Here is a 23,391-nt window from a genome sequence, read left to right as displayed (position 1 = left end):
CGCCGGGCCCGGGCTGCCATACTCTCTGGCTCCAAGGTCCCGCGGCGAGGGAGGCCTGCCATGGCATTCGCGCATATCCGGGCGAATTTCGATGTCATGTGGTCCAAGTATCCCATGCACCACGCCCTGAAGGCGGCCGGCGCGCAGGGCATAGCCGACTACATCGCCGATCTCAAGAAAGCCAATCCCGGCTCGAACCCGACGCCCTGTTGCCTGCAGATGAGCTGGGCGCTCAACGCCGCCCACCAGACCATCCCGAAGAGCAGCTACAGGCGGCCAAATGCGGTGATCAACGGCCGCTATCACATCGGCGCGGTGGACGAGCTCGAAATGTACCTGACCAGCCGCTATGGCCGGACCGAGAACGTCAAGCGCGACGGCGCCGGCAATATCAGAAGCCTGTCCGACATGAAGGACTACCTGCACGGCCGGCAGGGCATACTGGTGTTCCGCGACAACACGCCCGGCGTGCATACCGAGCTATGGGACACCGATACGATCAAGCAGAAGGCGGGTGCGCCCGGCGGCATGAGCGAAGGCCATATTTTCGGCCAGCCGCGCATCCTGTTCTGGGAGGTCGCCAACACCGCGAACCCGCCGGACGAGTGGGACCTGCCGGAGTGGCTGCTCGGCTGGTGGGTGGTCTATGACGGCAGCTATTACTGGTACTATTTTTCCGACAGGGGCATCGTCACCTATGTCGAATCCGCGCCCAAGAACACCCTGGCTCCGCCGGTCAGCATGCCGGTGAATTCCGGCCGGGTGACCACGTCCGAAACCGCGCCCCACGTCGTCATCGAGTGGAACCCGACGGATGGCGGCGCCACGGTGGAGAAGTTCAGGTACTGGGGCAACAAGCGCGAGATGAACGGCACGTCGAACCGCTTCTCGCCGCTGTTCGCCCGGAAGCTGTAGCGCCGGGGCGCCTGCGGGCGGCCGAACCTCATGCCGGCGCTTTGGCGCGCGCCATCACGACCCGGCCCTCGCCGGCGTCGTTCATGACCACGCCGATGCCCTCGTAGAGCTTGCCGCGCTCCAGGAGCATGGCGACCTGCCGGTCCTGGCCGAGGCCGACCTCGAAGACGAGGACGCCGCCTGGCCGCAGATAGCGCGGCGCGTCTTTCACCACCCGCATGTGAATGCTCAGGCCGTAGGGGCCGGCGGCAAAGGCCTCGCGCGGCTCGAGCGCCAGCAAATGGGCGCGGTCGCCCTCCAGCCGCTTGTCCGAAATATAGGGCGGGTTGCAGACGATCACGTCGATCGTGCCGTCGAGCGCCAGGCCCGAAAGGGCGTCGAACAGGTCGCCCTGCAGCACCGAGACGCGGTCCTCGAGGCCATGATGGGCGACGTTGCGGCGTGCGACTTCGACGCAGCCGTCGGTGAGATCGCTCGCCCAGACGCGCGCGCCGGCAATATGATGCGCGATGCCGCAGGCCAGATTGCCGGCGCCGCAGCACATGTCGACGACGCGTGGCTCGGCGCGGTTCATCCGGCGCAGGACATCGACGGCGGTCGCGCCGAGCAATTCGGTCTCCGGCCGCGGAACCAGCGCGCCGGGCGCAACCAGCAGTTCCACGCCCATGAACAGGGTGCGGCCCTTGCCATAGGCGCCGGCGACGTCGATCTCGCCGCTGCTCGCGACGTGGCTCGCGACGTTGATTTCTTGGCTCACGTCGTCAGCTTTTCTTGCGGGTGACGTAATGCGCGATGCCCTGGATCGAATCCAGGTTCTCCGGCCGGAGTTCGCTGTCCTCGACCGTGATGCCGAAGGTTTCCTCGATGAAGCCGATCACCTCGAGCACACCCGTCGAGTCGATGATGCCCTGGTCGATCAGCGAGGTGTGGTCCTCCAGGACATCGGCGTCGGGCAAGTAGAAGTTCGACGCCAGGAAATCCCGGATTTGCTCTCTGTAGATGCCGTCTGGTGCCTTTGTCGCTAACATTGGCTGTGTTCTCCCGTCGGTTTTGCTGCTGGCTCACGTCATGACAGGGTCTTTTTGCTGAGCTTGCCGGTATCGGTCCGCGGCAGGCTGGCGGCGATGACGACATATTTCGGGACCATGAAGCTTTCGAGCCGCCGCTGGCACTCTTTCTGGATCTGTTTCTCGCCGATGGTCCGGCCTTGCTCGATCACCACAAAGGCCTTCACCGCCTGGCCGAGAAGGTCATCGGGAACGCCGATGACCGCGGCTTCCGTGACGCCTGGAATATCCATCAGTGCGTTCTCCACCTCCTTTGGCGCGACCTTCTCGCCGCGGGATTTGATGATCTCGTCGCCGCGGCCGACAAAATAGAGGTAACCCTCCGCGTCCATCCGGCAGTAATCGCCGGTGTAGAGCACCAGCTCGCCGGGCAGCGGGCCGGGCCGGAGCTTCCGGGCGGTCGCCTCCGGCTTGCCCCAATAGCCGCGCATCACCGTCGCGCCGCGGATCACCAGCTGGCCGACGACCTCGGGGCCGACGCGCTGGTCGTTCTCGTCGACGATCCACATTTCCGTGTTCGGGATGGCGATGCCGACGCTCAGCGGTTTGCGGTCGAGGTCTTCCGGCGGCAGATAGGTGCAACGTTTGCATTCGGTCAGGCCGTACATCGAATAGACCCGGGCGCGCGGAAACAGCTCCTGGAGCAGCCGGATGTGCTTCAGCGGCAGGGCGGCGGCCGTGTTGGTGACGTAGCGAATGCTGGAGAGATCGTGATCGCCAAGGGATGAGAGCCTCGACAGCGCGGCAAAGATGGTGGGCACGCCGGGAAAGCCGGTGACCTTCTCGCTGGCGATCAGGGTCAGGACCTGGGGCGGGAAGGCGAAGGAGCGTTCGAGCACCAGCCGGGCACCGGCGCGGAACGCCATGATCATCTGGTACAGGCCGTAATCGAAGGCTAGCGGCAGGACGTTGAGGATCACCTCGTCTTCGCGCAGCGCCAGGTAGGAGGCGATCGACGTGGACGCGGCGAGCATGTTCCGGTGCGTCAGCATCACGCCCTTGGGATCGCCTGTCGACCCGGAGGTGTAGATGATGGCGGCGAGGTCGATGTCGATGCAGAGGCGTGCCGGTGCCGCGCCGCGGTCGGCCTCGACCGCGGTGTCCCAGCGCACCGCATCGGGCAGGCCTGAGAGCTCTGCGTCGCCGATCGGCCCGGAGACGATCACCCGGCGCAAGAACGGGCGGCCGCGCACCGGCTCCGCGAATATCGCGTGCAGATGGCTGTCGGTGATGAGCGCGGCTGGCCGGCAATCGTCGATGAGATAGCCGAGCTTGTCGCTCTTGGTGAGCGGATTGACGATGCAGGCCACGGCATTGGCCTTGAGCACCGCCCAGAAGCTCACCACTGTCTCGACCGTGTTGTCGGCGAAGATCATCACCCGGTCGCCGCGGGCGACGCCGGCTCCGGCCAGGTGCCGCGCGATCGCGTTGGAGCGCGCCTCGAGCTCACGATAGCTGACACGCTGCTGGCCGCAGACAAGGGCCACCTTGCCGCCGAGCTTGGAGGCGGCGTGGATGAGGTAATCGTGCAGGAGCGGTATGGCGTCGTGCATCAGATGAGGACCTCGGACCGGTGCTCGTGATCGACATCGACGCGCAATTCGACACTGCGCGCCGGCGCGGGAAGGCCCGCGATGAACTCGTGGTGCAGGAGCTGGGTCGACAGCACGCCGACCAGCGCCATGTTGTCGGAATTGGAGAGGTCGCCGTCGCCGGCCTCGGCCTGCGCCTTGCACTTGCTCAGGAGCCGGGCGACCGATGGCGGGTCGAAGACATTGGCCCGGCGCAGCGCGGTTTCCGAAAGCGCGTCGGCGACATAGGCCGGCGCATCGGAGGCGACGAAGCACAAGGCGTTGGGCGCCCGGAACGGCTGCTTCTTGCGGGTCACGATCTCCGCCGGCACGATCGGTTCGGCGACGCGCTTCAGCACGTGCTTTTCGTCGAGCACGCGCAGCTTGTAGGCGGCCGGCAGCGAATTTGCGAGCGCCATGACGTCCTCGTCCAGGAACGGGAAGCGCCCTTCGACCGAGTGAGCCATCAGCATCCGGTCGCCCTGCGAGGACAACAGGTAGCCCGACAGCAGCGTCTGGATCTCCAGATGCTGGTCCTGCGCCAGAAAGCTCCAGCGCGAAAATTCCGGGGGCAGCCGGGCGATCAGTTCGGCCACCGCGTCCCGGCGCGCCGCCTCGGCCCGCATGTCGGCGGAGAACAGCCGCTTGATGGCGCTGGTGGTGCGCCAGCGCGTGTCATGGGCAAAGCCCGGCGCCCGGTAGGCCTGGATATCCCGGCCGAAGAACTGGCGCGCCATGGCCTGCTGCTGCACCGGCGAGCGGGTGAGATAGGGGTAGAGCCGCTCCAGCAGCCGCGCCCGGAACGTCGAGGCGGGCTGGCGACCCCAGAAGCGGCGGACCTTGCCTTCGCGGAACAGGTCGTAGCCGGCGAACATTTCGTCGGCGCCTTCGCCGGTCAGCACGACCTTGACGCCGCGGGAGCGCACCAGTTTCGACAAGAGGAACAGTGGCGCCGGAGCGGTCCTGAGGATCGGCCGCTCGGTGTGGTGGATCACCTGAGGGAAGACCTCGGCGATGTCCCGGCGCGACACCACCATTTCATGGTGCTCGCTGCCGGTCGCGCGGACCATCAGGCGCTGGAAATGGGTCTCGTCATATTCGCCGTCGGCAAAGCGCAGCGAGAAGGTCTGGAAGCGCTCGCCGGCGAGGCGGCTGCCGAGCGCCGCGACGAGCGAGCTGTCGAGCCCACCGGACAGATAGCTGCCGACCGGCACGTCGGAGCGCACCATGCGGAGCGCGGTCGCGGCTTCGAGTGCGCTGCGCACCGCCTCCACCGCGTCGTCGCGCGAGCCGGCGAACTGACCGTCCTGCGGGCCCGACATCTCGGGATAGCGCGGTTTCCAGAAGGCCCATTCGCGGTGGCTGCCGTTTTCATGAATGCGGACATGCCCGGGCGGGAGCTCGGTGATCCCCTGAAACACGCCCTGCGGCGGCACGACCGTCCAGAGCGTGAAGGTCTGATCGATGCCGGCGGGATCGAAGGCCCGGGGGATCGACGCGTCGGCGGCGAAAATGGCCTTCACTTCGCTGGCGAAGTAAAGGCGGCCCCGGTGTTCGCAGAGATGCAGCGGGCAGATGCCGGTCCGGTCGCGCGACAAGACGAGACGGCCGGCGACCTTGTCCCAGATCGCCACGGCCCATTGCCCGTTCATGCGCTCGAAGGCGGCCGGGCCCCAGGCGCGATAGGCGTGGACGATGACTTCCGTGTCGCTGCGGGTGCGGAACCGGTGGCCGAGCGCGACCAGCTTTTCGCGCAGTTCGACGTAATTGAAGATCTCGCCGTTGAACACGATCCAGGTCGTGTCGCCGGTGTCGGCCAGAGGCTGCTGGCCATTGGCCAGATCGATGATCGACAGGCGGGCATGGGCAAGGCCGGCACGCTCGTCGCGGTACAGGCCCCGCTCGTCCGGGCCGCGATGCGCCAGCGCCCCGGCCATGCGCAGCAGCGCCTCGCGCGAAGGGGCCGCTCCGGCCGCACCTGTCGTGACGATCCCCGCGATGCCACACATGCCGGTCAGTCCTTCAGTGCTGAAGCGACGTGCAGGGGCGGCGCGTGCAGATAGCGCGTGCCGCGGCGCTTGCTGTCGATGTCCTTGAAGACGCTGCGGACCTGGGCCGGGGTGAGGCCGACGACCGGCGCGGCCTCGTCGGCGGAGATCTGGTGGTTCACCGCGTAGAGGCACAGGTCGGTGAGGTGATAGGGCAGGGCGAAGTAGAACTCCTCCTGGCTCTGCGGCATGGAGAACGTATCCGAGGTCGGCGGCCGCCGCCGGATCTCCTCGTCGATCCCGAGATATTCCGCGAGCTGGTAGACCTGGGTCTTGTAGAGATGCGCGATCGGCATCAGGTCGGCGATTCCGTCGCCCTGCTTGACGAAGAATCCCTGGTCGTATTCCAGGAGATTGGGCGTGCCGGCGACCGCGTAATGCAGGCGGTCGGCATGATAATATTCAGTCATCTTGCGCACGCGCTGCTTGTAGTTGGTCGCGGCGACGATCTGCAGATAGGCGCCGGACGGAAGCCGCACGGTGCGGGTTTCGCCTTCGGGGCTCTGCACCGTCAGGCGGGTCACATTGATGCCGTTGCTTTCGAGAACCGGCGCGAGCACCAGTTTGCATTTCCAGCCTTCGCCATAGTCGGGAACGACGGTCCTGATCGCCTCGATCTGCCGGCGATAGGCGCCGAGGCCCTCCAGCGCCGGCGTGATGTCCTCCAGGATGGTGTCGATGCCGAGCTGGGCCGCGATACGACGGCCGAGCCGGAGGGAATCGGCGGAGGAATGGTGCTCGGGCATGAACAGTCCCAGCACCTTGTCCTTGCCCAGCGCGCGCGCGCTCAAGGCGGCGACGACGGAACTGTCGATGCCGCCGGACAGGCCGACGACCACGCCACGGCGGCGGAACAGCCCGAGGACCTGCTTGCGCATGGTTTCGGCGATGCGCTCGACCTCGGATGGGGCATCGAGCCGCAAGACGTCCTTGCTGAATTCCTGGAACGCCGCGCTGGGCAAAGTCAGGTTCATGACCCTTTCTCCCGCTTGCCGGTTTCGGCTGGCGAATAGGTTTCGGCCACGGCCTTCTCGATAAGCGGACGGTTGGTTGCCAGATGCGGCTCGACGATGAGGTCGAGGTGACCACCGGCGATCGGCACCACGTCGAGGCGGGTGAATGCACGATCCCAGCCGAGCGCCTCGGGCATTCCCGGCCGGTTGCAGCGGAACAGGGTGGCGGTGATCGGCAGCATCGGTTTCGGTCCCGCCAGCCAGGCGAAGAAAGCCCGCGACCGCAGGACCTCCTGCAGTTCCAGCTTGATCCTGAAGCAGGTGGCGTTGAACTGCCCCTTGGGATGGCGATCGAGGATCCGGGCGAGGCGCGCCTCGCAGCCGAGCGCGACCGTGACTTTTGCGAGCGCACGGCACACCATCCGGGATGCGGTGACGCGATTGGTCCGGATCCGGTGGATTGTGCGGATCAAGGTCTCGCGATAGTCCCGCGGCTCGCCCACGATGCTGGTGTCGAGGATCCCCAGGAAGGTCACGGACCGACCGGCGGCCAGCAGCCGCGCGGCAACCTCGAAAGCCACCGCGCCGCCGAGCGAGTGGCCGAGAAGCCGGACGGAGCCGGAGGGCTGGGTCCGGTCGATTTGCCCGATTGCCGCCGTGGCGATGGCGGCGAGCGAGTTCTGTCCGCTCAAGATCTGCTGGAGCCCGGGATAGCGGACGGGCGCCACCCGGGCAACCTTGCCCATGGAGGCGGCGAAGGCCGCGAAGCTCGGGCCATAACCAACGGATCCCGGGAGCAGGAACAGGATGGGAAGCGTGTCATCCTGCCTGGGTGCGAGGCGATTGCCTGCCGGCGCGGCGGCGACCGCGCCGTTGATCTGGATCTGGCCCCCTTTGCGGCCGACGATCCGCAGAAGGCCCTGGTCATCGAGCCGGGCGAGATCGCCGGTTGCGACGATCCGGAGAGCTGGATCGTCCGGATCCGATTCCGCGGCCATGACGGTCCCGCTGTCCCAATGGCCGAGCAGGACATCCGGGCCTCTGATCAAGAGCTCGCCGCTCTCGTCAGGCCGCACCGGGCGCCCGTCTTCGTCGACGATCGCGAAGCTGAGGCCGGGCAGAAGCCTGCCGGCCGGCACCGACGGGCCGTGATCCGGCCAGTCGGGGGGCAAGAACCATTGCGCAGCGTTGGCCGCCGCCGACCCGTAGCCGATCTGGATCAGGCAGGCCTTCGAAACGGCCTGGCGCAGCGGCGCGATATCGGTCCACGACACCGCCTCACCCTCGATCCGGGCCAGCCTGAGCGACCGGAAGGCATCGACGGCGGCGTCCGCCAGGAGCGGGCGAAGCAGCGCCGGCGCCAGACAGGTGACCGTGACGCGATCGGCTCGCATTCGGCCGCGGACGGCGCGCAAGCCGACCGCTTCGACCTCGATGAGATGCAGCGTGGCGCCGCTCAAGAGGGCGGCGAGAATCTCCCGGCAACCGGCGATCGTGGCGAGGCCGGCCAGGGGAAGGAAAACGTCCTCGGCATTGATGTGGCAGGCGTCGACATAGTGCTGGACCCGCCGCAACAGGCTGCGCTGGCTGTTGACGATGCCCTGGGGGTGTCCGGTGCCGCCCGGGGTGTAGAGGACGATGGCCGGAGCCTCGACCGAGACCGAACGGGACAGGGGTGGTGCCGGCGTCCGCCGGCCTGCCGGCATGCCGCCGGCGGCGACGTCGATCCACCGGATCTTCTGCGTCCAACCCGCCTGGTCGGCACTGCCGAGGCACATGACGGCCGAGAGTCGCGCCGTGGCCGCGATCTCGTCGATCCGAGAGCGGGGGTCTCGCGTGTTGAGCGGGACCGCAGGCCTCCCGGCCGCCATGCTCGCCAGCATCGCCACGGGGTACCATGCCGAATTGGCCAGAAAGATCCCGATCGCCTGGCCATCGGGAACGACGGCGGCGATCCGGCGGGACAGCGTCTCGACCGCCTGGAGAAGCGCGGCGTAGGTCAGCCGATCGGTGCCGTCACTGATCGCGAGCTTGTCGGGATGCCGCGTGGTGACGCTCTTGAGGTGATCGACGACGGGGATATCGGCAAAATCGACGCCCATCCGCTGATAGGGGCGAAACAACGGGCCGCCTTGATCCAGCGCGTGGTCCGGGGCGTTTGACCATTTACAAGCAGCGGCGAGCTCAGAAACCGCGTGCAGATCTTGATCCAGCGGTTTTGACCGTACATGCGCCGGAGCCATGGTCAACTCCGCTGAGGGTTAAGGCCATTTATCTATCGCCCGCCATGCCGCGCTCTTCATCATTCGTTTGGATGACATTTCGCTTACAACCGGACGTCGCCTACAACCGGACTGTCGTCTCGTCCGCGACACCGGAGGCGTCGCACGGGGCGCTTCACCGAGGCCGGCGCACCCTTGGCTCTCCGGCCAGGTCTTCGGGTTCGACCGCCGCGACCTCGGCGCATGGACGGCCGCGCGCAAAGCGCTCTTGTCGGAATCCTCCGTCGTGATGGATCATCAATTCCACCGGGCTTCGCCGCCCTCAAGGCCGTCCGCCGCAAAGAGAGGCTGCCCGTGAGCACTGCCCCGCGTGTCGATATCGATATGGCCGCCTTCTGGAGCGATCCCTATCCGGCTCTGGCACGGCTGCGCCGGGAGGCGCCGATCGCCTTCGTGCCGCAGCTCGGCGGCACGGTGTTCGCCAAGCGCGACGACATCTTCGTCTGCGAGAAGCAGATCGACGTCTTCAGCTCGCACCAGCCGGAGGGGCTGATGAACCGGCTGATGGGCCACAACATGATGCGCAAGGACGGCGAGGCGCATATGGCCGAGCGCAAGGCGATCTTTCCGACGGTCTCGCCGAAGACCGTCAAGAACCACTGGACCGCCCAGTTCCAGGCCCATGCGAACCGTATTCTCGACGAGCTGGATCCGGCGGGCCGGATCGATTTCTGCCGGGATTTCGCGTTGCCGTTCTCGGCCGAATGCCTGAAGTCGATGACCGGCCTGACCCATATGCGCTTCGAGGATATGGACTCCTGGTCGCAGGCGATGATCGACGGCATCGCGAATTATGCCGGCAACCCCGAGGTCGAGGCGCGCTGCCGGGCGGCGACGGCGGGCATCGATGCGGCGATCGACGCCATGTTGCCGGTGCTCGACAAGGCGCCCGACCAGAGCCTGATCAGCGTCCAGCTGGCGGCGGGGCTGCCGATGGAGAGCGTCAGGGCCAATGTGAAGCTTGCCATCAGCGGCGGCCAGAACGAGCCGCGCGACGCCATTGCCGGCACGGTCTGGGCGCTGCTCACCCATCCCGACCAGCTCGAGCTGGCGCGGACCGGGGCGGTGTCCTGGCTGCAGGTGTTCGAGGAATATGCCCGCTGGATCTCGCCGATCGGCATGTCGCCGCGCCGGATCGCCAAGCCCTGGACGATCGGCGACATCGCCTTCCAGCGGGATGACCGGATCTTCTTCATGTTCAGCTCGGCCAATCGCGACGAGGGCTATTTCGACCGCGCCGAGCAGTTCGACGTCAGGCGCGATTCATCCAAGAGCATCGCCTTCGGCGCCGGCCCGCATTTCTGCGCCGGCGCCTGGGCCTCGCGGGCGATGATCGCCGAGGTCGCGCTGCCGACCGTGTTCGCCCGGCTGAAGGGGTTGCGGATCGTCGGGGACGAACCGGTGCGCATCGGCGGCTGGGCGTTCCGGGGGCTGTTGAACCTGCCGGTGACGTGGGATGCGGGGTAGGTCGAAAAGCACAACCGAATCAACCCTCTCCCAAAGGGAGAGGGTGGGTCCGTCAGGACCCGGGTGAGGGGCGTAAGCGCCCAGAATTGATGCCGACGCCGGCGTCGCATGCAGTCTCATCCGGAGATGGACGACCCCTCACCCGGCAGCTGACGCTGCCACCCTCTCCCTTTGGGCTACTAGATTCACACATCTTTTGCCTGGGCGAGAGCGTCCCATCCCTGCTTGGCATCGTAGAAGGATAGCCAGCCCTGTAGCATGACCATCGGGCCAGGCTTGCCGTAATATCCGGTCCAGCCACCGAGCCTTGCGCAAACCCAGGCGGCAAAGGCGAGCGAGCCCTTGGGGTGTGGATTCTTCTGCCGCTGGGTCTTGCCCTCCAGCTTGGCCGAGAGCGCCTCGAGCAAGGGCTGATCTTCCGGCTGGAAGGCATCGGTGAGCGGCCTGAGCGGGGTCTGAGGCGATGCGCCGTCACGAGCATGGACGAGTTGCTGGACGCTGACCGCGGCCACCAGCGCTGCCATGACCAGCTTGAGACGGGGCACATCCTCGGCGATGCGCAGGCCTTCGATGTCGTAGCCCTGGGTCTTCAGGGTGCGGAACAACTGCTCGATGGCCCAACGACGCCGGTAGAGCTCGGCCACCGCCAGGGCTTCGGTGATGTCGCGGACCGCGCGCGAGATCAAGAGCCGCCAGTGAACCGCCGGCTCGCCCGCCGGTGGATCGACTTCGCGGATATCGACCAGCGTCATGCCGACGCTCGCCGGCAGGGCCTCAAGTCCTGGTGTGCCGGCCTTGGGACGTGCCAATTGCGCCGCCATGAAGCGGACCGCCAGTCGCGCCTGGCGCGCCTTGCGGCCGGGCTTGGCCGGCAGGTCCAGCAGGGTCCGGCCGGCCTCAGGCAAGGCATCCACGGTGGCAAACAGCAGACCGCCATCGCCGAGGCTGCGATCTTGGGCCGCCCTGACCAGAAGCTCGATGTCCTTCGGGCGTCGTGCAAAGGCCTCGAAGATATCGCCCTCGCGATCGGCGATCACCGTCACGCTACGAGCCAGCGCCCCGATCCTGGCCGCGTCTTCGCCCCCTTCCAGCCAGCGCCGGCTCTCTTTCGCCGCCAATGGGCGGGATTTCCGCTCCCCACGCAAGCCTTTGTCGCGGCTCATGAATTGAGCATGCGCCAACCCCAGGATGGCGCCGTCCTCGGCATCCACCGCGATCATCGCATGCAACATAAGCCCACCGCCGCCGCTCGACTTGATGCTGGTGGTGTCCTGGATCGCCAGCACCGGCCGGCCGATACACCGTTCCGCCGTGCGCTCTTGCGCCGTCGCCGCCATCTCTTCGACCGTCACCGCCGGATTGCGCAGCAAACGGGTCAGGCGCATCTCGCCTCGCCGGTTGCCGCCCAGCGGCCGAATCCGAATGCCACGACCACCCCACTCGACCAGCCGGCGGTGCAAAAAGACCCCCCTTTTTCCAGCCGGCGGTCGCCAAACCGCCCCAGCCCATGCTCCTGCATCTGCTTCCTCCCGCTAGCTGCGGATCAAGGAATCAGAGCCGCATCCTCCTCGCAACCCACGATGTGTGAATGTCGTAGCCCTTTGGGAGAGGGTTAGTTCAGCTGTGCTTGCCCCCTCATCTCCCCGCCACCAGCGCCTCCGCCATGATCCTGGCCGTCTCGTCGAAGTGGCGCCAGAGATCCGGATCGACCGGGTTCGGTGCGCCGAAATAGCCGTCCGGCGTCAAGGCGCGCGCATCGGCGCCGCCGTTGCGCCAGGCCGGCAGGTCGTCGCGGGTGAGTTTGGTCGGCGGCAGGTGGCGCAGCGCCTGGTAATCGACGGTCTCCGGGAAATAGCGGACGATCGCCGCCGTCTCATATTCGTCGGCGTGAACGCCGAAGACCCCGGTCAGGCGGAAGTTCTCCAGATCCGGCCCCGGCTCCCAGGGCACCCAGATCGGCTCGGCGCCGGTCAGCCCGAGCCGCGCGAACATGCGCCAGCGGAACGGCGCATAGAGCCAGCGAAGGCCGCTGTCGCCCCGGGCATGGCGCGCCGCCAGCACGTCGCGGATCATCTCGTTATGAGCGAGGTCGCCATGGTGGCTGACGACCAGCACCTGGCCGAAGCCATTGGCCAGAAGCGAGCCGAGGATATCGTCGAGCAGCATGGCGGCGGTTTCCGGCCGGATGCGGAAACTGCCGGGAAACTCCGCCAGCACGCTGTTGATGCCCCAATAAAAGGATGGTGCGACCAGCGCTTCCGTGCCCTCGGCTGTCGCGTAACCGGCGGTCAGGCGCGCCAGGGCGTGGGCGATGAAGGCATCGGTGCCGATGGGCAAATGCGGGCCGTGGCATTCCATCACGCCGACCGGCAGGATCGCCAGGGCGCCGCGGGCGGCGGCCGCCTTGATGGCATCACCGGTCATTTCGGCCATGGTCCCGGCCATCAGCGGATCCTGTTTCATCGGGGCAATTCCTGTCTTCAGACCGCGATCCATTGCTGGACGCGGTCGAAATCGGCGAGCAGTTCGCTGGATTGGCCCGACAGCACGATGCGCCCGCGGTCGAGCACGATCGCCCGGTCGCTCAGCCGCAGCGCATCCTCGGCGCGCTGCTCGACGATGACGGTGGCAAAACCTTCGTCGCGGCGCAGCCGCTGCAGGGTCCGTTCGAGCTCCTCGACGATGACCGGGGCGAGGCCCTCGAAGGGTTCGTCGAGCAGCAGGAGTTTCGGATTGGTCATCAGCGTCCGGCCAATGGCGAGCATTTGCTGCTCGCCGCCGGAGAGCTTGTCGCCCATGTTGAGGCGGCGCTCGCTCAGCCTTGGAAACAGGCCATAGATGTCGGCAAGCCGGAAGCGCCCCGGGCGGCCGGCGATCAGGAGGTTTTCCTCGACCGTCAGCGAGGGGAAGATATCGCGCTCCTGCGGCACCCAGCCAAGCCCGAGGCGGGCGCGGGCATAGGCCGGCAGGCCGGAGACGTCGGTGCCGTTCCAGCGCAGCGCGCCGCTCATCTGCGCGGCATGGCCCATGATGCTCAGCATCAGCGTGGTCTTGCCGACGCCGTTGCGGCCAAGCACGGCAAGGCCCTCCTGTTCGTCGATGGCAAGGCTGATGTCCTCGATGACGACGGCATCGCCATAACCCGAGGCGAGGTTCTCGATCTCAAGCAGCGGCATGGTGCCCCCGGCGTCCGAGATAGACTTCGCGCACCCGCTCGTCGGCCGAGATCGCCGCGGGCGGTCCCTCGGTCAGGACCTCGCCGGCCACCAGCACGGTGATCTTTTCGGCGAAGCGAAACACCAGGTTCATGTCGTGCTCGATGAACAAGAGCGTCAGGTCGCGCGGCAAGGCGGCGATGCGCTCGAAGATCGCTTCGCTCTGGGTGGTCGGCACGCCGGCCGCCGGCTCGTCGAGAATGAGCACTTTCGGCCTGGTCGCCAGCGCAATGGCGATCTCGATCAGCCGGCGCATGCCATAGGGCAAGGCATTGACGCGGGCGCCCGCCTGCGGCCCGAGGCCGACGAGCTCCAGCAGCGCCTTGGCCTCGTCGATCGCCACGCGTTCGGCCGCGACCGAGCGCCAGAAGATGCTCGCCCGGCCGTCGCGCTCGAGGATCGCCATCAGGACGTTCTCCAGAACCGTCAGGCCGGTGAACAGCTGGTTGATCTGGAAGGTGCGCGCCAGGCCGTGGTGAACCCGGGCCGCCTGCGACAGTCGGGTCGCGTCGATGCCGCAGATGCTGACCGTGCCGGCACTGCTCGGGATGGCGCCGGTCAGGGCGTGGACAAGCGAGGTCTTGCCGGCGCCGTTCGGGCCGATGATCGCCTGGCGGCTGCCGGTCTCAACCGTCATGGAGACCTTGTTGACCGCGACGAAATTGGCGAAGCGCAGCGTCAGGTCATGGACTTCGAGGGCTGGGCTCATCGGGGCCTCCGCAGCAGGCGGCCGAGCCTGGCCGGCAGGCCGGCAAGGCCTTCGGGCAGCACGAAGACCGAAGCCATCAGCACGATGCCCAGTCCCAGGTGCCAATATTTCGGACTGAGGGCCGACAAGGCATCCTTCAGCCAGGTGAACAGGGTCGCCCCCAGAACCACGCCGGGAATGCTGCCGGTGCCGCCAATGGCAGTCATCATGACCGCCTCGGCGGAGCGCTCGAAGCCGAGCATGTCGAGCGAGGCGAAATTGCTGGTCTGGGCCAGAAGCGCGCCGGCCATGCCGGCGATGGCGCCCGACAGCACATAGGTCACCGCCATGTGCCTGGCGACGGGCGCGCCGACCGCATGCATGCGGCGGGCATTGTCCCGGATGCCGCGGAGCGCCAGGCCGAAGGGCGAGGTGGTGATCCGCCAGACCGCCAGGTAGATCAGGACCAGGACGCCGAGCGCATAAAAGAACGCCGTCTGCCCACGGAAATCGAAGGCGAAAAGGCCGGCGATCGGGCCCACCTCGAAGCTCGACAGGCCATCGGCGCCGCCGGTCAGCCAGCGCATCTTGTTGGCCGCCTCGTGAAACAGGAAATCGACGCCGAGCGTCACCAGAAGCCGGGTGAAATCATTGCCGACCACGACGATGCGGGCGAGCAATCCGGCCACCGCTCCGCTGACGACCAGCGCCGCGGCAAGCGTCACGAGCGGCTCGGAAATGCCGTGGCTGCCGAGCACCGCCACCGTATAGGCGCCGATGCCGAAGAATACGGCGTGGCCGAGCGACACGATGCCGGCATAACCCTGCAGCAGGTCGTAGGAGAGCGCGAAGGCCGCGACGATCAGGATGCTGGCCATCAGGCCGAGATAGTCCGGAAAGGCCAGGTAACAGGCCATGGCGATGGCAATGAGCACCGGCAGGGCGAGCCGGATGGGGGCTGAAGCCGTCATGCCGGTTTCCCCGCAAGGCCCTTGGGCAGGACGATCATCACCGCGACCAGGATGGCGTAGATGACGAAACCGCCAACCTCGGGCAGCCAATATTTGAACAGGGCATCGGCGACCCCGAGGAACAGGGCGGCGACGAACGAGCCGGAGATCGATCCCGGCCCGCCGATCGCCACGACCATCAGCACGATGACCAGGTATTTCAGCGGGAAGCTCGGATCGAGGCCGAGGAAACCGACGGCCAGCGCCCCGCCGAGCCCGGCGAAAGCCGCGCCCAGGCTGAAGGCGGCGGCGAACAGCCGGCCGACATTGATGCCGATGCCCTCGGCGGTCACCCGCTTGTCGACCGCCGCCCGGACCCGCGCACCGAACAGGGTGTGGTTGAACAGGGCGATGAGCAGGCCGAGCGCCACCAGGCCGCAACCCATGACGAAGAGCCGATAGCCGGAAATGGCGATGCCGAGGACGGTGACCATATGGGTCGCCCAGCCGGGCAGGGGGATCGGCTGCTGCTGCGGCCCGAACAGGATGTTGGCGATGGCGCCGGCGGCGAAGGCAAGCCCGATCGAGAACAGCACCTGCTGCAGTTCGGATTTCCGGTAGACGTGCCGGATGACGGTCAGCTCGAGCGCCGCGCCGAGCAGGCCGGCCGCGACGAAGGCGACCGGCAAGGCCAGAAGGAAGGGCAGGCCGGCCATGCCGACCAGCACCACCAGCACATAGCCGCCGCCCATGGCGAAGGCGCCATGGGCGAGGTTGATGAAGCGCATCAGGCCAAGGGTGATCGACAGGCCGATGGAGAACAGGAACAGCAGCATGCCATAGGCGATGCCGTCGACCAGGACGGTCAGAAGGCCGGAGGCATTCATTTTGCCGGATCTCTGACGGCCTCGATGGTCGCGAACGTGGTGTTGACGCCAACGCCGTTGGCAAACGCGCTGCGCCGGATATAGATGTTCTCGACGATCTCGCGGGTGGCCGGATCGATCAGCACGGGACCGCGCGGGCTGTCGAGCCTGGCGCCCTTCAACGCCGCCATGAAGACGTCGCCTTCGGTTCGCCCGCCGGTCTTGTCCAGCGTCTGGTAGATCAGCGCCATGCCGTCATAGCCTTGCACGACCCGGTAGCTCGGCACCGCATTGGCGCCGAATTTCGCCCGGAACGCCGCGAGGAAGCGCCTGTTCGCCGCATTGTCCACGTCGATCTGGTAGTGCCAGGCCGAGATCACGTCCTGGATGGCGTCGCCCATCGCCGGCAGCAGGTTGTCGTCGACGACGTCGCCGGTGACCAGAAGCTTGATGCCGGTGCCTTTCAGCCGCTCGCCGGCCTGTTTGATGAAGGCGATCGAGACGTCGCCGCCGGGATTGAAGGCGAAGACCGCGTCGGGTTTCGCTTCGATCGCGCGCTGCAGGAACGGCACATATTCCATTGCCGCCAGCGGCGTGCGGTCGCTGCGCAGGATGGTGCCGCCGCCATCGGTGAAGCCCTTGACGAACCATTTCTCGGCATCGAGGCCCGGGGCGTAGTCGGAGACGATGGTATAGACCGTCTTGATGCCGTTGCCGGCGGCCCATGTCCCGAGACTGTGGGCGACCTGCGACATGGTCACCGAGATGCGGGTGAAATAGTCCGAGCGCTGGGTCAATACCGAGGTCGCGGCATTGACGATGATGCCCGGCACCTTGGCTTCGGTCAAAAGGCCCGCGGCCGACATGGCATTGGGCGTGAAGCTGTAGCCGAGGATGATATTGGCGCGCTCGCGCAGGATCAGCTCCTGGGTCAGGCGGCGCGCCAGGTCGCCCGATCCCGGGCCCTGGTCGTCGCGGATCACCAGCCTGACCTCGCGGCCGGCAGCCCTGGTGCCGTTCATCTCCTGGAACAGCCGCATGCCGACTTCGTAATGGCTGCCCTGGTCGGCAAAGGCGCCCGACAGCGGCAGGATCACGCCGACGGTGACCGGAGCGCCGGAGGCGAAGAGGGCCCTCGGGAAGCCGGCCGCGCCGGCGGCGACAGCCGGGGCGAGGCTAAGAAAAGTCCTCCGCCGGATCGCGGCGGGCGGCATGGTGAGACGGGCCATGTGTCGGATTCCCCTTGTTGTGTCGACACGGTTCGGTTCGCCGGCGCGGCTACAGTCCGGTCGCCTCGAAATGAAGCAGGCGAGCGGCCTTGCACATAACTCAGTCGTCCTTCGAGGCTCGCAAGAGCTCGCACCTCAGGATGAGGAGGGTAGAGAGTTGCAGCAGTGACCGCGAAGAAAGTACAGCGCGATCGACAAGTCATGAGAAACGGTGATGCAATTCAACATTATTCCTCATCCTGAGGTGCGAGCTCTTGCGAGCCTCGAAGGACGGCTGACCAATATGCAAGGCGCTCCGATTCAACTCGAGGCGATCGCGCCCTAACGGGCGTCGGGCACCTGGCGCGTGGCCAGGAACTGCTCGAAGGTCTCGCCACGCATTTCGGCATAGACCTCGAGGTTGGTTTCGCCGACCAGGCGGGCGAATTTCTCCAGCACGAAGAAGTTCGCGCCCATGCGGATGAGGCCGATCCAGTCGCGCCTGGCGACCAGGCCGGTTTCCTCTGATGTCAGCCCGGCGTCCCGGCAGGCCGCGGCCTCGTCGGCCTTGAAGGCGGCGCGCGCTTCGGGCGTCCGCATGGCCCAGAAGAAGCGGTTGAGGCGGACCTTCTCCACGCCGGTGCGGATGTCGAAGGGATAGGTGCCCTCGATCGCCTCGATGCCTTCGATCTGCGGGTTGCCGGCCTGGATCTCGGTCAGGCCCGGCCGGTGCACCTGGTTCTCCTCGAAGACCAGCGTGGTCATGGCTGTGGTCGTCGCGAGATAATAGCTCTGGTGGATCTTGGTGATGTCGTCGCTGAGCGCGCCGCGCATGGTCAGCCACATGATGACCTCGGCGCTTTCGGCGCCGCCGAGGCGGACATAGTCGACATGGCGCATGCGAGCGAGTTCCAGCGGATCGCGCTCGATCAGGTCGAGGAAGCGCATGTCCCAGTCGGTATCGTTGTGGCCAGTGCGCTCGCCGTGGATCTGATGCGACAGGCCGCCGGTGCCGACGACGGCGACCGTGATGTCCTCGGGGTAGGAGTGGATGGCCCGGCGCAGCGCCTGGCCGAGCTTGAAGCAGCGCATGGCGGTCGGCAGCGGATAGCGCACGACATTGACCATGATCGGCACCACCGCGCCCGGCCAGCCGCCCTCGTGCGGCCACAGGAGCGGCAGCGGCGAGAACACCCCGTGGTCGAGCGGGCGGTCGTGGAACACCGCCAGGTCGAATTCGTCGTTGATCACCTGCTCGGCGAGGTGGGTGGCAAAGGCCGTGTGTCCCGGCAGCATGGGCAGCGGCCGGCGCCCGGCGCCCTCGTCGGCGACGTCGTGCTCGGGGGCAACCCCGATCGCGAAGGTCGGGTAGAGATCGTAGAAGAAGGCGTTGAGATGGTCGTTATAGAGGAAGACGAGCACATCGGGCTTCTTGGCGGCGAGCCAGTCGAAAGCCGGCTTGGCACCTTCAAACAGCGGTGCCCAGGCCGGGTTGTCCCATTTCTGCTTGTCATAGGCGACGCCGATCGTCGGGACATGCGACATTCCGATGCCGCCGATAATTCTCGCCATTTCGATCTCCTCCGGGCCTCCGGGCACTGTCACGGATAGCGGGCAAAAGCCGCCGCATCGGCGGCCGCGCTTGCCCGGTTCGGCCGCGCGAAACGCGGCCTCGATCCCTGACGATACCGATCTCTCGTTGTTTGCCAGCTTCAGTCGCAGCCATTGGCGGGTGAAGCCGCAAATCTCTGCAACGCTATCGAAAAGACTTATGACGACACGGCGCGGCCGGCACCGAGATCGAGCCGGTCGATGACTGTCGCGCCGCGGCGCGAGGCGAATTTCCAGGCGCCGTCCCGGCAGACCAGCCGGTCGTCGAAATGGCCGACCGACAGGCTCCCACGGCCTTCGGCCTCGACGCCGATGAGCACGGAATAGCTGAAGGCTTCCGCCGTATCGGGCCCGGTCATCGTGACCACGGTGTTGCAGACGAGGTGCCGCGCGCGCCGCGCCGGACGGGCCCGGAATGCCGCCAGGATCTCAGGGCGTCCGCCGAGCGGGCGATCGGGGGCCGAGGGCCGGGCGAACACCGCGTCGTCGGTGAAGAGGTCGGCGAGCTCCTCCCAGCGGCCGGCATCATTGAGCAGCGCGAAGCGGCGGATCACCGTCTCGATCGCATAGTCCTGAGCGCCGCTCATCAGACGAGCCTTTCAACGGAACGGGTCGACGGGGGCGGGCAGAAGCATGTCGTTCAGCAGTTCGTCGACGGTCACGACATCGCCGAAGCTCTGGAAAACGGTCGAGAATCCGACGTTGTGATCCTCGGCGTAGCGTGCCGCATTGGCGTCGGACACCATGGCCACATGGTAGTCGAGCATCATCGCGTCGCGCGCCGAGGTCTCGCAGCAGAAATTGGTCAGCATGCCGACGATGACGACATTGCGGATGCCGCGGGCCGCGAGTTTTTCCATCAGGTCGGACTTGCCGGGAATGAAGGCGCTGAAACGCGACTTGCTGGCATGGATGTCGTCAGGGCGGGCATCGAGGGCTGCGTGCAGCTCCTGGCCCGGCGCTCCCTCGGTCAGGTTGTCGCGATGGCGGGCGCCGTTCTCGGGCGTAAAAAAATAGTCGTGATAGACCGGCCAGAGGCTTTCCCCGTCCTTGCCCGCGACCATCTTGACCCAGGCCACCGCGCCGCCTCTGTCGCGCAACGCCGCCGCCAGGCGGTTGATGTTCGGAATGATGGCAATGGCCTCGGGCACGTCGCGGACGTAGAATTCCTGCATGTCGATGACGACGAGTGCGGTTTCCGCCGGTTCAAACCTGTCAAAGACGCGCAGCCGCCCGCGTTTTTTCATGACACGCTCGATGACATAAGCGGGCATTTCGAAAGGCGTCGGAGATTTCATTATAGGGTCCAAGGTATTGGTTGGCGGAATATTTGCTGTCATGCTCTGTTGTCTTGAATGATCGCACCGCCTGGCCTGGCCGGCATAGTTGAAACTTGTCATATTCCGACCTAAAAGACTTATATGGTCTCGGAACGCATGGCGCCGCTGGGGCGCGATCCCCTCACGATCAACCCGAAATATCTGCGCGCTTTCCTGACGGTTGCCCGTACCGGCAGCGTCATCCGGGCGAGCGAAGAGGTGCATCGGGCCCAATCGGCCATCACCCGCTCGATCAAGGAGCTGGAAGGCGGGCTCAATGCGCCGCTGTTCGAGCGCCGCGCCTATGGCATGCTGCTGACCGAGTTCGGCCGCGTGCTGCTGGAACGGGTCGAGGCGGCCTTTGCCGAGATGCAGGCGGCGCGTGGCGGCTTTCGCGCGCAATGCCCGCAAGGGCGCTGGAACGACAATGCGCCGGTCTTCTCCCTGTCGCTCAGCCGGCAGCGGCTGCTGGTCTTCGTCGACCTGATCGAACAGCGCCACATGGGCGCGGTCGCCGACAGCTTCGGCATTTCCCAACCCGCGGTCAGCCAGGTGCTCAGAGAGGTCGAGCAGGGCATCGGCGTGACGCTGGTCTCGCGCACCCCGACCGGCATCACGCCCAATGGGCTCGGCCTGATGCTGTCGATGCATATCCGCCGGGCGCTGGCCGAGCTGCGCAAGGCCGAGGCCGAGGTTGCCTCCTTGCAGAGCGGCGTCTCGGGCCAGGTCGTGGTCGGCACGCTGTCGCTTGGCCGCAACCGGCTTCTGCCGCGCGCCATCATCGCGCTGACCGAGACCTATCCCAACCTCAAGGTGAGCACGGTCGAAGGCACATTCGAACATCTGGCGGTGCTGCTGCGCGCCGGCGACATCGATTTCGTGCTGGGCGGGCTGCGTCCGCCCGAACATATGATCGGATTGTCCTCGGAAGTCGTGGTCGAGGACATGTTGGGTGTGATCGTCCGTCGCGGCCATCCGCTGACGACCCAGGCGGCGATCGGCTTCGCCGACCTCGAACGGGCGCGCTGGGTGCTGCCGCAGCGCGGCACCTCGACCAGGACCGCGCTCGAACTGTCGTTGCGCGAGCGCAGCCTCAAGGCGCCGAGCGTGATCGTCGAGACCGCCGACATCGCCATCACCCGGGGCCTGCTGATCGGCAGCGAATTCCTCACCGCCGCCTCGCCGCATCTGTTCCAGCACGAGATCGACGCGGGCGAGCTGGAAGTGCTGCCGCTGCCGCTGCCCGCCAGCCGGCGCGGCATCGGCATCGTGCAGCGCTCCGACAGCAAGCCGTCGATCGCCGCCCGCCTCCTGATGGAGGGCATCCGGCAGATCCACCTGCTGTGAGACTGGCTTGTGAGCTTGGCCCGGCTCAGTCGGCGACAGTGCTCAGGTTGACATATTGTTCGGCGATCAGCTTTCGCGCCGCCTCGGAGCCGGCGATGAGGTCGAGTTCGGCCATCTGCATGCCGCGCTGGAACGGCGTGTAGTGATCGAACCGGTGCAGGAGGTCGGTCAGCGATACCGAGTAGCGGATGGTCTTCCAGACCCGGTCGATGCAATCGGCGCTGTAGCGATCGAGGCCGGTGCGCGAGCCGCCGGCGAAAAAGCTCGCCATCGCGCGGGCCAGCACCCGGACATCGGCCACCGCCATGTTCAGTCCCTTGGCGCCGGCGGGCGGCACGATGTGAACGGCGTCACCGGCCAGGAACAGGTTTCCATATTGCATGGGGTGGGCGATGTAGGAGCGGAGCCGCGCGACGTCGCGCTGGAAGATCTCGCCTTCCTGGATTTCGGTCCGGCCGGCGTCGAACATCCGTGTGTGCAGCTCGTCCCAGAAGCGGGCGTCCGACCAGGTCTCCGGCGTGTCGGTCGCCGGAACCTGGAGATAGAGCCGCGACACGCTCATCGAGCGGCGGCTGCACAGGGCAAAACCCCGATCGTGATGGCTATAGGTCATGTCGGCGATCGGCGGGGCTTTCGCCAGCACGCCGAGCCAGGCAAAATCATAGCTGCGCGTATAGGTCTCGATCAGGCCTTCGGGCACCGCGGCGCGGCTGATGCCGTGAAAGCCGTCGCAGCCGGCGATCAGGTCGCAATCGAGCACCTTCGCGACACCGTCGTGGCTGTAGTGGATGCGCGGCCGGCCGCTGTCGAGGCCGTCGAGCCGGTCGACATTGGCCTCGAAGACCAGTGGGTGGCCCGAGGCGAGACGCGCGGCGATCAGGTCCTTCACCACCTCCTGCTGGCCATAGATCCGGACGCTGCGGCCGGTCAGGCCGGGCAGGTCGAGATGGATGGTGCGGCCCTTGAAACGGATATCCAGCCCGTCATCGACCATGCCCTCGCGCATCATGCGCTCGCCGAGGCCGAGATTGTTCAAGGTGTCGATGGTGCCGGCCTCGAGCACGCCGGCCCTGACCCGGCTTTCGACATGGGCCCGGCTGCGGGCTTCCAGAACCACCGTCTCGATGCCTTGCCGCGCCAGGAGATGCGCCAGGAACAGGCCCGCGGGCCCGGCGCCGACAATTCCGACCTGAGTTCTCATGGTGCCCGTTTCCACATGTCCCTGACTTGGCTTGCCGCCTTCTAACGTGGCCGGGACGGGCCGGACCAATGGAAAACCCTGCGCTCTCCTTCCAATTCGCTTATCGGCCAGGGTCGGCGCGGGACGATCCCGTGGCCTTCGGACAAGCCGGGGCGGGACTTGCCCGAACGCCAGCCGGTCACGGCCTGGCGGGCAAACCGGTCTCCGCGGCTGGGGCTTCGGCCACCATCAGGATGGTCTCGCCGGTCGCCACCAGCTTGCGCTGGCCGTCGTCCTGCAGGGCGAACAGTTCGGCTGATGTGAAGATCTGCCGGCGCCCGGCGCGCACCACACGCGCTTCCGCGACGAAGGCGCTGCCGACGGCGGGGCTCAGGCAATTGACCGAAAAATGCGAGGCCATTACCCGCCCGACCAGGCCCGCCGCGGCAAAACCGCAGGCCGTGTCGATCATCGCGCCGATCAGCCCGGCATGGAGAAAGCCGGAATATTGCCCGACCTCGGCCTTCCAGGGCATGCGCAACGAAATCTTGCCGGGTTCGGCGGCGATCAGCTCGAACCCGGCCCAGCGGTTGAAGGCCGCCGATCGGTTGATCATCTCCAGGGTGGCGATCGGATCGGCAACGGCGGTCATGGCGTGATCACTCCGGCACATCGACGGGTTCAATGTAGACCAGTCTATATAA

General features: G+C 66.6%; 21 protein-coding genes. 3 read left to right on the top strand and 18 right to left on the bottom strand.

The features are described from left to right. Nucleotides 1–60 precede the first annotated feature (60 nt). Entirely contained in the window at nt 61–915 is an 855-nt protein-coding gene (locus E8M01_RS02630; RefSeq protein WP_170181745.1) for a T6SS effector amidase Tae4 family protein, read from the top strand. A 28-nt stretch (nt 916–943) separates the two neighbouring features. On the opposite strand, the gene E8M01_RS02625 is transcribed toward E8M01_RS02630, so the two are convergent. Genes E8M01_RS02625 through E8M01_RS02600 form a run of 6 tightly spaced genes read right to left on the bottom strand, consistent with a single transcriptional unit; the run spans nt 944 to nt 8,797 of the window. Continuing rightward, entirely contained in the window at nt 944–1,672 is a 729-nt protein-coding gene (locus tag E8M01_RS02625; RefSeq protein ID WP_425467697.1) for a N5-glutamine methyltransferase family protein, read from the bottom strand. A gap of 4 nt (nt 1,673–1,676) precedes the next feature. After that, entirely contained in the window at nt 1,677–1,943 is a 267-nt protein-coding gene (locus E8M01_RS02620) for an acyl carrier protein (RefSeq protein ID WP_136958686.1), read from the bottom strand. Nucleotides 1,944–1,981: 38 nt separating this feature from the next. Next, a complete protein-coding gene (locus tag E8M01_RS02615; RefSeq protein ID WP_136958685.1) occupies nt 1,982–3,535 on the bottom strand; it encodes a class I adenylate-forming enzyme family protein in 1,554 nt (517 codons plus the stop codon). Continuing rightward, entirely contained in the window at nt 3,535–5,562 is a 2,028-nt protein-coding gene (gene asnB, locus E8M01_RS02610; protein WP_136958684.1) for an asparagine synthase (glutamine-hydrolyzing), read from the bottom strand. Before asnB ends, E8M01_RS02615 begins: the two co-directional genes overlap by 1 nt. Nucleotides 5,563–5,567: 5 nt before the next feature. Continuing rightward, nucleotides 5,568–6,575, bottom strand: a complete 1,008-nt coding sequence (gene nadE / locus E8M01_RS02605; RefSeq protein ID WP_136958683.1) for an NAD(+) synthase — start codon at nt 6,573–6,575, stop codon at nt 5,568–5,570. Continuing rightward, the gene (locus E8M01_RS02600; protein WP_136958682.1) at nt 6,572–8,797 is read right to left on the bottom strand and encodes an AMP-binding protein; all 2,226 of its coding nucleotides are present in this window, start codon (nt 8,795–8,797) and stop codon (nt 6,572–6,574) included. The genes nadE and E8M01_RS02600 overlap by 4 nt, the downstream gene beginning before the upstream one ends. A 333-nt stretch (nt 8,798–9,130) precedes the next feature. Here E8M01_RS02600 and E8M01_RS02595 point away from each other — a divergent pair, with 333 nt between their 5' ends. Continuing rightward, nucleotides 9,131–10,303, top strand: coding sequence for a cytochrome P450 (locus tag E8M01_RS02595; RefSeq protein ID WP_170181744.1), 1,173 nt, complete (start codon nt 9,131–9,133; stop codon nt 10,301–10,303). Between the two features lie 185 nt (nt 10,304–10,488). Here E8M01_RS02595 and E8M01_RS02590 read toward each other — a convergent pair whose 3' ends face one another. From E8M01_RS02590 to E8M01_RS02545, 10 genes are all read right to left on the bottom strand, one after another. Then, nucleotides 10,489–11,688 carry an IS4 family transposase gene (locus tag E8M01_RS02590; RefSeq protein ID WP_136958680.1) on the bottom strand — a complete coding sequence of 400 codons (1,200 nt, stop codon included), beginning with the start codon at nt 11,686–11,688 and terminating at the stop codon, nt 10,489–10,491. A 250-nt stretch (nt 11,689–11,938) separates the two neighbouring features. Continuing rightward, nucleotides 11,939–12,766 carry a creatininase family protein gene (locus E8M01_RS02585; protein ID WP_136958679.1) on the bottom strand — a complete coding sequence of 276 codons (828 nt, stop codon included), beginning with the start codon at nt 12,764–12,766 and terminating at the stop codon, nt 11,939–11,941. A 17-nt stretch (nt 12,767–12,783) separates the two neighbouring features. Next, nucleotides 12,784–13,479: an ABC transporter ATP-binding protein gene (locus tag E8M01_RS02580; RefSeq protein WP_136958678.1), complete on the bottom strand. Its 696-nt coding sequence runs from the start codon at nt 13,477–13,479 to the stop codon at nt 12,784–12,786. Next, nucleotides 13,466–14,227 (bottom strand): ABC transporter ATP-binding protein, encoded by a 762-nt coding sequence (locus E8M01_RS02575; RefSeq protein ID WP_136958677.1) that lies wholly within the window; start codon nt 14,225–14,227, stop codon nt 13,466–13,468. Before E8M01_RS02575 ends, E8M01_RS02580 begins: the two co-directional genes overlap by 14 nt. After that, nucleotides 14,224–15,177, bottom strand: coding sequence for a branched-chain amino acid ABC transporter permease (locus E8M01_RS02570; RefSeq protein WP_136958676.1), 954 nt, complete (start codon nt 15,175–15,177; stop codon nt 14,224–14,226). The genes E8M01_RS02575 and E8M01_RS02570 overlap by 4 nt, the downstream gene beginning before the upstream one ends. Beyond that, nucleotides 15,174–16,043, bottom strand: coding sequence for a branched-chain amino acid ABC transporter permease (locus E8M01_RS02565; protein WP_136958675.1), 870 nt, complete (start codon nt 16,041–16,043; stop codon nt 15,174–15,176). The genes E8M01_RS02570 and E8M01_RS02565 overlap by 4 nt, the downstream gene beginning before the upstream one ends. Further along, complete coding sequence (locus tag E8M01_RS02560) at nt 16,040–17,251, bottom strand: ABC transporter substrate-binding protein (RefSeq protein WP_215908849.1); 1,212 nt, start codon at nt 17,249–17,251, stop codon at nt 16,040–16,042. The genes E8M01_RS02565 and E8M01_RS02560 overlap by 4 nt, the downstream gene beginning before the upstream one ends. Nucleotides 17,252–17,572: 321 nt before the next feature. Further along, entirely contained in the window at nt 17,573–18,802 is a 1,230-nt protein-coding gene (locus E8M01_RS02555; RefSeq protein ID WP_136958674.1) for a gallate dioxygenase, read from the bottom strand. Between the two features lie 197 nt (nt 18,803–18,999). Then, nucleotides 19,000–19,428, bottom strand: coding sequence for a nuclear transport factor 2 family protein (locus tag E8M01_RS02550; RefSeq protein ID WP_136958673.1), 429 nt, complete (start codon nt 19,426–19,428; stop codon nt 19,000–19,002). A 12-nt stretch (nt 19,429–19,440) separates the two neighbouring features. After that, complete coding sequence (locus E8M01_RS02545) at nt 19,441–20,139, bottom strand: cysteine hydrolase family protein (protein WP_136964414.1); 699 nt, start codon at nt 20,137–20,139, stop codon at nt 19,441–19,443. A 123-nt stretch (nt 20,140–20,262) separates the two neighbouring features. Here E8M01_RS02545 and E8M01_RS02540 point away from each other — a divergent pair, with 123 nt between their 5' ends. Further along, complete coding sequence (locus E8M01_RS02540; protein ID WP_215908848.1) at nt 20,263–21,507, top strand: LysR family transcriptional regulator; 1,245 nt, start codon at nt 20,263–20,265, stop codon at nt 21,505–21,507. Nucleotides 21,508–21,532: 25 nt separating this feature from the next. On the opposite strand, the gene E8M01_RS02535 is transcribed toward E8M01_RS02540, so the two are convergent. Together E8M01_RS02535 and E8M01_RS02530 are read right to left on the bottom strand one after the other, a co-directional pair. Further along, nucleotides 21,533–22,708, bottom strand: a complete 1,176-nt coding sequence (locus E8M01_RS02535) for a 4-hydroxybenzoate 3-monooxygenase (protein WP_136958672.1) — start codon at nt 22,706–22,708, stop codon at nt 21,533–21,535. A 178-nt stretch (nt 22,709–22,886) separates the two neighbouring features. Then, nucleotides 22,887–23,339 carry a PaaI family thioesterase gene (locus E8M01_RS02530; RefSeq protein WP_136958671.1) on the bottom strand — a complete coding sequence of 151 codons (453 nt, stop codon included), beginning with the start codon at nt 23,337–23,339 and terminating at the stop codon, nt 22,887–22,889. Between the last annotated feature and the right edge of the window lie 52 nt (nt 23,340–23,391).

This window comes from Phreatobacter stygius (assembly GCF_005144885.1).
GTDB lineage: Bacteria > Pseudomonadota > Alphaproteobacteria > Rhizobiales > Phreatobacteraceae > Phreatobacter > Phreatobacter stygius.
Note: the sequence above shows the minus strand (reverse complement) of the source record. Positions and strands in the feature narration are given on the sequence as shown.

Bases quoted from the DNA above. Each gene is read 5' to 3' on its own strand.
- E8M01_RS02630 (WP_170181745.1), top strand. From the start codon at position 61: ATGGCATTCGCGCATATCCGGGCGAATTTCGATGTCATGTGGTCCAAG.
- E8M01_RS02620 (WP_136958686.1), bottom strand. From the start codon at position 1,943: ATGTTAGCGACAAAGGCACCAGACGGCATCTACAGAGAGCAAATCCGG.
- E8M01_RS02615 (WP_136958685.1), bottom strand. From the start codon at position 3,535: ATGCACGACGCCATACCGCTCCTGCACGATTACCTCATCCACGCCGCC.
- asnB (WP_136958684.1), bottom strand. From the start codon at position 5,562: ATGTGTGGCATCGCGGGGATCGTCACGACAGGTGCGGCCGGAGCGGCC.
- nadE (WP_136958683.1), bottom strand. From the start codon at position 6,575: ATGAACCTGACTTTGCCCAGCGCGGCGTTCCAGGAATTCAGCAAGGAC.
- E8M01_RS02600 (WP_136958682.1), bottom strand. From the start codon at position 8,797: ATGGCTCCGGCGCATGTACGGTCAAAACCGCTGGATCAAGATCTGCAC.
- E8M01_RS02590 (WP_136958680.1), bottom strand. From the start codon at position 11,688: ATGCGCCTGACCCGTTTGCTGCGCAATCCGGCGGTGACGGTCGAAGAG.
- E8M01_RS02585 (WP_136958679.1), bottom strand. From the start codon at position 12,766: ATGAAACAGGATCCGCTGATGGCCGGGACCATGGCCGAAATGACCGGT.
- E8M01_RS02580 (WP_136958678.1), bottom strand. From the start codon at position 13,479: ATGCCGCTGCTTGAGATCGAGAACCTCGCCTCGGGTTATGGCGATGCC.
- E8M01_RS02575 (WP_136958677.1), bottom strand. From the start codon at position 14,227: ATGAGCCCAGCCCTCGAAGTCCATGACCTGACGCTGCGCTTCGCCAAT.
- E8M01_RS02570 (WP_136958676.1), bottom strand. From the start codon at position 15,177: ATGACGGCTTCAGCCCCCATCCGGCTCGCCCTGCCGGTGCTCATTGCC.
- E8M01_RS02565 (WP_136958675.1), bottom strand. From the start codon at position 16,043: ATGAATGCCTCCGGCCTTCTGACCGTCCTGGTCGACGGCATCGCCTAT.
- E8M01_RS02560 (WP_215908849.1), bottom strand. From the start codon at position 17,251: ATGGCCCGTCTCACCATGCCGCCCGCCGCGATCCGGCGGAGGACTTTT.
- E8M01_RS02555 (WP_136958674.1), bottom strand. From the start codon at position 18,802: ATGGCGAGAATTATCGGCGGCATCGGAATGTCGCATGTCCCGACGATC.
- E8M01_RS02550 (WP_136958673.1), bottom strand. From the start codon at position 19,428: ATGAGCGGCGCTCAGGACTATGCGATCGAGACGGTGATCCGCCGCTTC.
- E8M01_RS02545 (WP_136964414.1), bottom strand. From the start codon at position 20,139: ATGAAATCTCCGACGCCTTTCGAAATGCCCGCTTATGTCATCGAGCGT.
- E8M01_RS02540 (WP_215908848.1), top strand. From the start codon at position 20,263: ATGGTCTCGGAACGCATGGCGCCGCTGGGGCGCGATCCCCTCACGATC.
- E8M01_RS02535 (WP_136958672.1), bottom strand. From the start codon at position 22,708: ATGAGAACTCAGGTCGGAATTGTCGGCGCCGGGCCCGCGGGCCTGTTC.
- E8M01_RS02530 (WP_136958671.1), bottom strand. From the start codon at position 23,339: ATGACCGCCGTTGCCGATCCGATCGCCACCCTGGAGATGATCAACCGA.